The following is an 8,187-nucleotide window of genomic DNA, read 5'->3' on the forward strand; positions in this document are numbered from 1 at the left end:
TATTTTCGAATGGTCGTGCTAAAAACGCATCGTAGCATGGGCATATTGCGGCCAATGGGCAAAGCGATGAGGTTAGACGGCAGCCTCGAACTTGCGAGGCTGGGCGCCAGCTTCAATGTGCGGCGCGGCTTTCAGGCCCGCTCGACTTCGACGAGACAGTCGTAAAACGTCGCCGAACCGCCGAGATCGGTGAGTGCCTGGCTCGTCAACTGATTCGCGTTGCGGCCGTCCGGCGCGAGCTTCTTCCACCAGATCGACAACCCGACGACCAGGCCTTCGCGCGCCCGGTCGGTCACGCGGGCACGCGCTTGCATCGAGCCGCGGTCGTTGAAGATGCGCACCTGATCGCCGTCGCCGATGCCGCGCGCGTGCGCGTCGGCAGGGTGGATGTCCAGATGCGGCTCGCCTTCCGTCGCGCGCAGACTCTCGATGTTCACGAAGGTGCTGTTCAGGAAGTTGCGCGCGGGCGGTGAAATCATCGCGAGCGGATAGCGGGCCGCCAGCTCGGGCGCGCCGTCGGCCGATTCGTAGGGGGGCAGGTAGTCCGGCAGCGGGTCGAGGCCCTGTTGCGCAAGGCGCTCGCTGTAGAACTCGCACTTGCCGGATGGCGTGCGAAAACCACCGTCGGCAAATGGCGCGTCAGGTAGATTGAGACGGGCCCAGCCGGCTTGCTTCAGCATCGGCCAGTCGACACCGTCCAGCGTCTTGTCGTCCCAGCAAAATGCGGCTTGCGCGACGGCTTCGTCGCTGTCGAAGAGCGCCGGTTCCGTCATGCCCATGCGGCGCGCGAGGCTGCGGAAGATCTCGGTATTCGGCCGTGCGTCGCCGAACGGCGCGATGGCGGGCAGGTTGACCATCACGTGCGTGTGACCGTACGACTTGTGCACGTCGAGATGCTCGAGCTGCGTCGTGGCAGGCAACAGCAGGTCGGCGTAATCCGCGGTGTCGGTCTGGAAATGCTCGAGCACGATCGTGAACAGATCCTCGCGCGCAAAACCCGCCGCGACGCGTTCGGAGTCCGGTGCGACCGCGACCGGATTCGAGTTGTAGACCACGATCGCCTCGACCTTGGGGCCGAACGTCGCGTCGCCCGGATGCAGCAACGCGTCGCCGATCGCATTCATATTGATCACGCGGCTCGGCTTCGACGGCCAACCCGGCATCAGGTCGGGACGCTGCAACGCGTGCGAGTCGACCGGTGCCCAACCGCTCGACGACAGCAGCGCCCCGCCCGCGCGCTCACGCCATGCGCCGGTCAGCGACGGTAGACACGCGATTGCGCGCACCGCATTGCCGCCGCCACGCACCCGCTGCAGACCGTAGTTCAAGCGGATCGCGGCTTTCCGCGTGCTGGCGTAAAGTCGCGCAAGATCGGCGATTTCCTCTTCCTCGACGCCACAGATTTCGCTAACCCGAGACAGTGGATAGCTGAGCGCACGCACCTTCAAGTCGGCGAAGCCCAGCGTGTGCGCCGCGATGTACTCGTAGTCGAGCAGATTCTCGGTAATCAGGACGTTCATGATGCCGAGCGCGAGAGCGCCGTCTGTGCCCGGCTTCAGCGCGATGTGTTGATGGCATTTCTCCGCGGTCAGCGAGCGATACGGATCGATTGCGATCAGCCGGGCGCCGCGACGTTTGGCTTCCTGCGCGCGCGTCCAGAAATGCAGATTCGATGCGATCGGATTCGCTCCCCAGATCAGGATCACCTCGCTCTCGGCGAAAAACTCGATGTGCATACCGATGCCGGCGCCGTACGTGTATTTGAGGCCGGCAGCGCCGGCCGCCGCGCAAATCGCGCGATCCAGCTGCGATGCGCCGAGCTTGTGGAAAAAGCGTTGCGCGATGCTATCGCCCTGCACCAAGCCCATCGTGCCCGCGTAGCTGTAAGGCAGAATCGCTTCCGGCGCGCGACGGACAATCTCGCCGAGGCGGCTTGCGGCAAGGTCGAACGCTTCGTCCCAGTTGATTGGCTCGAAACGGCCCTCGCCCTTACGGCCGACACGCTTCATGGGCGTCGTCAATCGGTTCGGATGGTATACACGCTCCGCGTAACGACTGACCTTTGTGCACAGCACGCCCTGAGTCGGCGGATGGTCGGGATCGCCGGCGACCTTGATCGCCCGTCCATTGTCGATGGTCACGCGCATCGCGCAGGTGTCGGGGCAATCGTGCGGGCACACGGCGCGCGCGAATTCGATCGGGGCGTTCATCGGCAATGTGTCCTGGCGAGCAGTAAGCGGTCGCGCAAAGTGGAATTTTATTACGTCTATAGGCCGCCGACCTCGGTGGCGCCACCAAAAATGCCTTCGGCGTAGAATGAATAATCCGCAGTGCCCGGGCCGACGTGGTCCGCGGCGATCTCATGCTCGTCAAGCACAAACGCATAATCACTCCATCATGAAACTCATCCCCGAAATTCAGGCCGCTCGCGGCGAAATCCAGACCCTTCGACGAACCATCCATGCCCACCCGGAGCTGCGCTACGAAGAGACGGCGACTGCTGATCTCGTCGCGCGTTCGCTCGAGTCCTGGGGCATCGAGACCCACCGTGGTTTCGGCAGGACGGGCGTGGTCGGCGTATTGAAGCGAGGTAACGGCTCGCGCGCGATTGGCCTGCGAGCCGACATGGACGCGCTGCCGATCCAGGAGCTCAACAGCTTCGATCATCGGTCGACGAACGACGGCAAGATGCATGCGTGCGGGCACGACGGACATACGGCGATGCTGCTCGGTGCCGCGCACTACCTGGCCAAACATGGTGCTTTCGACGGCACGATCGTGTTCATTTTCCAGCCGGCTGAAGAAGGCGGCGCCGGCGCGAAGGCTATGATGGACGACGGCTTGTTCAACAAATTCCCCGTGGACGCCGTGTTTGGCATTCACAACTGGCCGGGCATGCCGGCGGGCCACTTCGGCGTGACCGAAGGCCCGATCATGGCGTCGAGCAATGAATTTCGCATCGAAATCAAGGGCGTCGGCTCGCATGCAGCGCTACCGCACAATGGCCGTGATCCGGTCTTTGCGGCGGTGCAAATTGCCAACGGGCTGCAAAGCATCATCACGCGAAACAAAAAGCCGCTGGATACTGCGGTATTGTCGATAACGCAGATACATGCGGGCGATGCGGTCAATGTAGTACCGGACGACGCATGGATCGCGGGGACCGTTCGGACCTTCACTACAGAAACGCTCGACCTGATCGAGTCACGCATGCGCAAGATCGCGCACAGTACAGCCGAAGCATACGATTGCTCCGTTCAGATCCAATTCCACCGGAACTATCCCCCGACGATCAACAGCAGCGAGGAAGCGCGTTTTGCGGCGTCGGTCATGAAAGAGATCGTTGGCGCGGAAAATGTCGATGACGCGGTTGAACCGACCATGGGTGCCGAAGATTTTTCGTTCATGCTGCTGGCGAAACCGGGTTGCTATGCGTTTTTGGGCAACGGCGATGGCGGCCACCGCGAGGCGGGCCACGGCGCGGGCCCTTGTATGCTGCACAACGCGAGTTATGACTTTAACGACGAGTTGTTGCCGGTGGGATCGACGTATTGGGTCCGACTGGCGCAGAAGTTTCTGGCGCAAGGGAAGTAGAGAGTTGATGGAGCGGCCCCCTGAATCGCCGGACACAGTTTCCCACTTAAAATAGCGGGTAGGCATACAACTGTGTTTTTGACTAACAACAAACAAGAAGTGATGGAAGTGTTGATGGGACCGGAACGCCGGCGGCGGTGGTGAGAGAGAGTTTCGAGCCGGGCAAGTCGGTCTCGATGGTTGCACGCCAGCACGGCGTGAATCCGAACCAGCCGTTTCACTGGCGCGAGCTGTATCAGGATGGCAGCCTGTCGGCTGTCAGTGCCGGCGAGGAAGTCGTACCAGCGTCGGAGCTGAGCGATGCGCTGAAGCAAATCAGGGAACTCCAGCGACTGCTCGGCAAACTCCAGCGACTGCTCGGCAAAAAGACAATGGAGAACGAGATTCTCCGTGAGGCGGTGGAGGTGGCGAAGTCGCGAAAATGGATTGCGCGCTCACCCTCATTGCCGGGGGACGAGCAGTGAAGCAGGTCTGCGACGTTCTCGGCGTAGCGCGCTCAAACGTGGCGGCAAGGCTTGCACGTACAGCCGACTGGCAGGATGGACGCAGCGCCAGGAAGACGGACGATGCCGGGCTGGTCGAAGAAATACGGCTGAGCGTCACTGACCTGCCGAGCTATGGTTATCGCCGGGTCTGGGGTATATTGCGTCGGCAGCGGGAGAACGAGTTGAAAGGCGTTGAGGCGGGCGGAGGTGTCGCTTGCTTCAATGCTGTTTGTTAATTTTGGCCGCGAAAACGCAAAAACCCCACCGCGGCGGGTGGGGTTTCTGACTGGGGAGGAGCCTGACGATTACCTACTTTCACACGGGCAATCCGCACTATCATCGGCGTGGAGTCGTTTCACGGTCCTGTTCGGGATGGGAAGGGGTGGGACCGACTCGCTATGGTCATCAGGCATGACGGGTTGCTGCGTCGCAGGGTTGGAGTCAACCGCTTGCGCCACAGCCAATCGGGAAGAAGCGTAAAGGATTCGAGTGTGGGGGGTTGTGTTGTTTCTGGCACAACGCTGAATCCCAACCGTGCGTTTCTGTTAGCTCCCGCGGGAGTTCACACCAATCCCCTTCGGGGATCGGACCGGCGTCAGTGCTCAAGCACTAACGCGGGTCGAGACACACCTGTTATAGGATCAAGCCTTACGGGCAATTAGTATCAGTTAGCTCAGTACATTACTGTACGTGCACACCTGACCTATCAACGTCCTGGTCTTGAACGACCCTTCAAGGGGCTCGAAGCCCCGGGGATATCTCATCTTAAGGCGAGTTTCCCGCTTAGATGCTTTCAGCGGTTATCTCTTCCGAACATAGCTACCCGGCGATGCCACTGGCGTGACAACCGGTACACCAGAGGTTCGTCCACTCCGGTCCTCTCGTACTAGGAGCAGCCCCCTTCAAATATCCAGCGCCCACGGCAGATAGGGACCAAACTGTCTCACGACGTTTTAAACCCAGCTCACGTACCTCTTTAAATGGCGAACAGCCATACCCTTGGGACCGGCTACAGCCCCAGGATGAGATGAGCCGACATCGAGGTGCCAAACACCGCCGTCGATATGAACTCTTGGGCGGTATCAGCCTGTTATCCCCAGAGTACCTTTTATCCGTTGAGCGATGGCCCTTCCATACAGAACCACCGGATCACTATGACCTGCTTTCGCACCTGTTCGACTTGTCAGTCTCACAGTCAAGCACGCTTATGCCATTGCACTATCAGCACGATTTCCGACCGTACCTAGCGTACCTTCGTACTCCTCCGTTACACTTTGGGAGGAGACCGCCCCAGTCAAACTGCCTACCATGCACTGTCCCCGACCCGGATCACGGGCCAAGGTTAGAACCTCAAACAGATCAGGGTGGTATTTCAAGGACGGCTCCATTGAGACTGGCGTCCCAACTTCATAGCCTCCCACCTATCCTACACAGACCGGTTCAAAGTCCAATGCAAAGCTACAGTAAAGGTTCATGGGGTCTTTCCGTCTAGCCGCGGGGAGATTGCATCATCACAAACACTTCAACTTCGCTGAGTCTCGGGAGGAGACAGTGTGGCCATCGTTACGCCATTCGTGCAGGTCGGAACTTACCCGACAAGGAATTTCGCTACCTTAGGACCGTTATAGTTACGGCCGCCGTTTACCGGGACTTCAATCAGGAGCTTGCACCCCATCATTTAATCTTCCGGCACCGGGCAGGCGTCACACCCTATACGTCCACTTTCGTGTTTGCAGAGTGCTGTGTTTTTATTAAACAGTCGCAGCCACCAGTTTATTGCAACCCTTTCACCCTTCTGGCGCAGGCCAGTCAGGCTATGAGGGCGTACCTTATCCCGAAGTTACGGTACCAATTTGCCGAGTTCCTTCTCCCGAGTTCTCTCAAGCGCCTTAGAATACTCATCTCGCCCACCTGTGTCGGTTTGCGGTACGGTCACTGTGAAACTGAAGCTTAGAGGCTTTTCCTGGAACCCCTTCCAGTTGCTTCGTCGCCTAGGCGACTCGCCTCGCACCCTTGAATTGCGCGCCCGGATTTGCCAAAGCGCCTTCTCCAATGCAAGGACCGGGACTTCCAACACCCGGACAACCTTCCGCGATCCGTCCCCCCATCGCATTTCACAATGGTGCAGAAATATTAATCTGCTTCCCATCAGCTACGCATTTCTGCCTCGCCTTAGGGGCCGACTCACCCTACGCCGATGAACGTTGCGTAGGAAACCTTGGGCTTACGGCGAGGGGGCCTTTCACCCCCTTTATCGCTACTCATGTCAGCATTCGCACTTCCGATACCTCCAGCACACTTTCCAGTGCACCTTCGCAGGCTTACGGAACGCTCTCCTACCATGCACATTACTGTGCATCCGCAGCTTCGGTATATGGCTTAGCCCCGTTACATCTTCCGCGCAGGACGACTCGATCAGTGAGCTATTACGCTTTCTTTAAAGGGTGGCTGCTTCTAAGCCAACCTCCTGACTGTTTTAGCCTTCCCACTTCGTTTCCCACTTAGCCATATTTGGGGACCTTAGCTGGCGGTCTGGGTTGTTTCCCTCTTGACACCGGACGTTAGCACCCGATGTCTGTCTCCCGTGATTGCACTCTTCGGTATTCGGAGTTTGCTATGGCGTAGTAATCCGCAATGGACCCCACAACCATGACAGTGCTCTACCCCCGAAGGTGACACACGAGGCACTACCTAAATAGTTTTCGGAGAGAACCAGCTATTTCCAGGTTTGTTTAGCCTTTCACCCCTATCCACAGCTCATCCCCTAACTTTTCAACGTTAGTGGGTTCGGTCCTCCAGCACGTGTTACCGTGCCTTCAACCTGGCCATGGATAGATCACCTGGTTTCGGGTCTACACCCAGCGACTGGACGCCCTGTTCGGACTCGCTTTCGCTACGCCTGCCCTAATCGGTTAAGCTCGCCACTGAATGTAAGTCGCTGACCCATTATACAAAAGGTACGCCGTCACCCCGCTTTAAGCGCTCTCGCGCTTAAATCCACTTCAAGCGCGCAGTGGTCATGTTTCAGACTTGATGTCTTTTGACGCATTCATTTCATGAATGCGCCGAAAGCGCTTAAAGCGGGGCTCCGACTGTTTGTATGCATGCGGTTTCAGGATCTGTTTCACTCCCCTCCCGGGGTTCTTTTCGCCTTTCCCTCACGGTACTGGTTCACTATCGGTCGATCACGAGTATTTAGCCTTGGAGGATGGTCCCCCCATCTTCAGACAGGATTTCACGTGTCCCGCCCTACTTCTCGTACACCCAGTTCTTCCATGCTGTTTTCGTCTACAGGGCTATCACCTGCTATGGCCGCACTTTCCAGAGCGTTCGACTAACAATACGGATAACGTGTACCGGCTGATCCCATTTCGCTCGCCACTACTCTGGGAATCTCGGTTGATTTCTTTTCCTGCGGTTACTTAGATGTTTCAGTTCACCGCGTTCGCTTCACGTAGCCTATGGATTCAGCTACGGATACTCCATTAGGAGTGGGTTTCCCCATTCGGACATCTCCGGATCAATGCTCGTTTGCCAGCTCCCCGGAGCTTTTCGCAGGCTACCGCGTCCTTCATCGCCTGTGATCGCCAAGGCATCCACCACATGCACTTGTTCGCTTGACCCTATAACGGGTGTGTCTCTGTGTCGACCCACGTTAGCGCTTTAGCGCTTACGTGGGTCCCATCCCCGGAGGGGATAGACGCACTCGCTACAGGTTGAGTATTCGTGTTGCGCCGTATTCCAAAGCAATCTTTCGATCACCTTTAAAATACATCGATACAATCACAACCCTGATTCACCTACTCGGCACCCATCTCCAGGCGCCTTTCGTGAATCTCTTTACTACTTCTTCCTGATTGTTAAAGAACGGCAGCCGGTATGAAGCCTGTGCCTCATACCGCTCTGACTGGCTCAATCGCCAATGCGCAACGCTCTGCCTTCATGCAGAACCCTGCGCATTGAGGATTGGTGGAGGATGACGGGATCGAACCGACGACCCCCTGCTTGCAAAGCAGGTGCTCTCCCAGCTGAGCTAATCCCCCAGTCCCACAGATATTCCAGCGGCCCCAGCCCTTCAGCTCACCAGACAAGACCGTGGTGGGTCTGG

The 8,187-nt window shown here is 58.2% G+C and carries 2 protein-coding genes, 2 tRNA genes, 2 rRNA genes and 1 pseudogene (1 of these 7 only partly in view); 2 read left to right on the forward strand and 5 right to left on the reverse strand.

Annotated elements, in window-relative coordinates:
- Positions 1–131: 131 nt before the first annotated feature.
- Positions 132–2,210 carry a molybdopterin-containing oxidoreductase family protein gene (locus OKW29_RS33320; protein WP_429293989.1) on the reverse strand — a complete coding sequence of 693 codons (2,079 nt, stop codon included), beginning with the start codon at positions 2,208–2,210 and terminating at the stop codon, positions 132–134.
- Positions 2,211–2,397: 187 nt separating this feature from the next.
- Here OKW29_RS33320 and OKW29_RS33325 point away from each other — a divergent pair, with 187 nt between their 5' ends.
- Positions 2,398–3,594 carry a M20 aminoacylase family protein gene (locus tag OKW29_RS33325; RefSeq protein ID WP_429293990.1) on the forward strand — a complete coding sequence of 399 codons (1,197 nt, stop codon included), beginning with the start codon at positions 2,398–2,400 and terminating at the stop codon, positions 3,592–3,594.
- A 102-nt stretch (positions 3,595–3,696) separates the two neighbouring features.
- Positions 3,697–4,252: pseudogene (locus tag OKW29_RS33330) on the forward strand (transposase); the annotation flags it as partial.
- Positions 4,253–4,375: 123 nt separating this feature from the next.
- On the opposite strand, the gene rrf reads toward OKW29_RS33330, so the two are convergent.
- The 4 genes from rrf to OKW29_RS33350 form a co-directional block, all read right to left on the reverse strand.
- Positions 4,376–4,489 (reverse strand): 5S ribosomal RNA (rrf, locus tag OKW29_RS33335).
- A 227-nt stretch (positions 4,490–4,716) separates the two neighbouring features.
- Positions 4,717–7,702: ribosomal RNA gene (locus OKW29_RS33340) — 23S ribosomal RNA — on the reverse strand.
- A gap of 344 nt (positions 7,703–8,046) precedes the next feature.
- Positions 8,047–8,122 (reverse strand) — tRNA-Ala (locus OKW29_RS33345).
- 53 nt (positions 8,123–8,175) lie between these two features.
- Positions 8,176–8,187 (reverse strand) — tRNA-Ile (locus tag OKW29_RS33350) (it continues 65 nt past the right edge of the window).

It is taken from the genome of Paraburkholderia sp. CI3 (genome assembly GCF_050436505.1).
GTDB lineage: Bacteria > Pseudomonadota > Gammaproteobacteria > Burkholderiales > Burkholderiaceae > Paraburkholderia > Paraburkholderia tuberum.

What these genes read in the sequence shown, in the direction of transcription:
- OKW29_RS33320 (WP_429293989.1), bottom strand. Translation starts at nt 2,210, where the DNA reads ATGAACGCCCCGATCGAATTCGCGCGCGCCGTGTGCCCGCACGATTGC.
- OKW29_RS33325 (WP_429293990.1), top strand. Translation starts at nt 2,398, where the DNA reads ATGAAACTCATCCCCGAAATTCAGGCCGCTCGCGGCGAAATCCAGACC.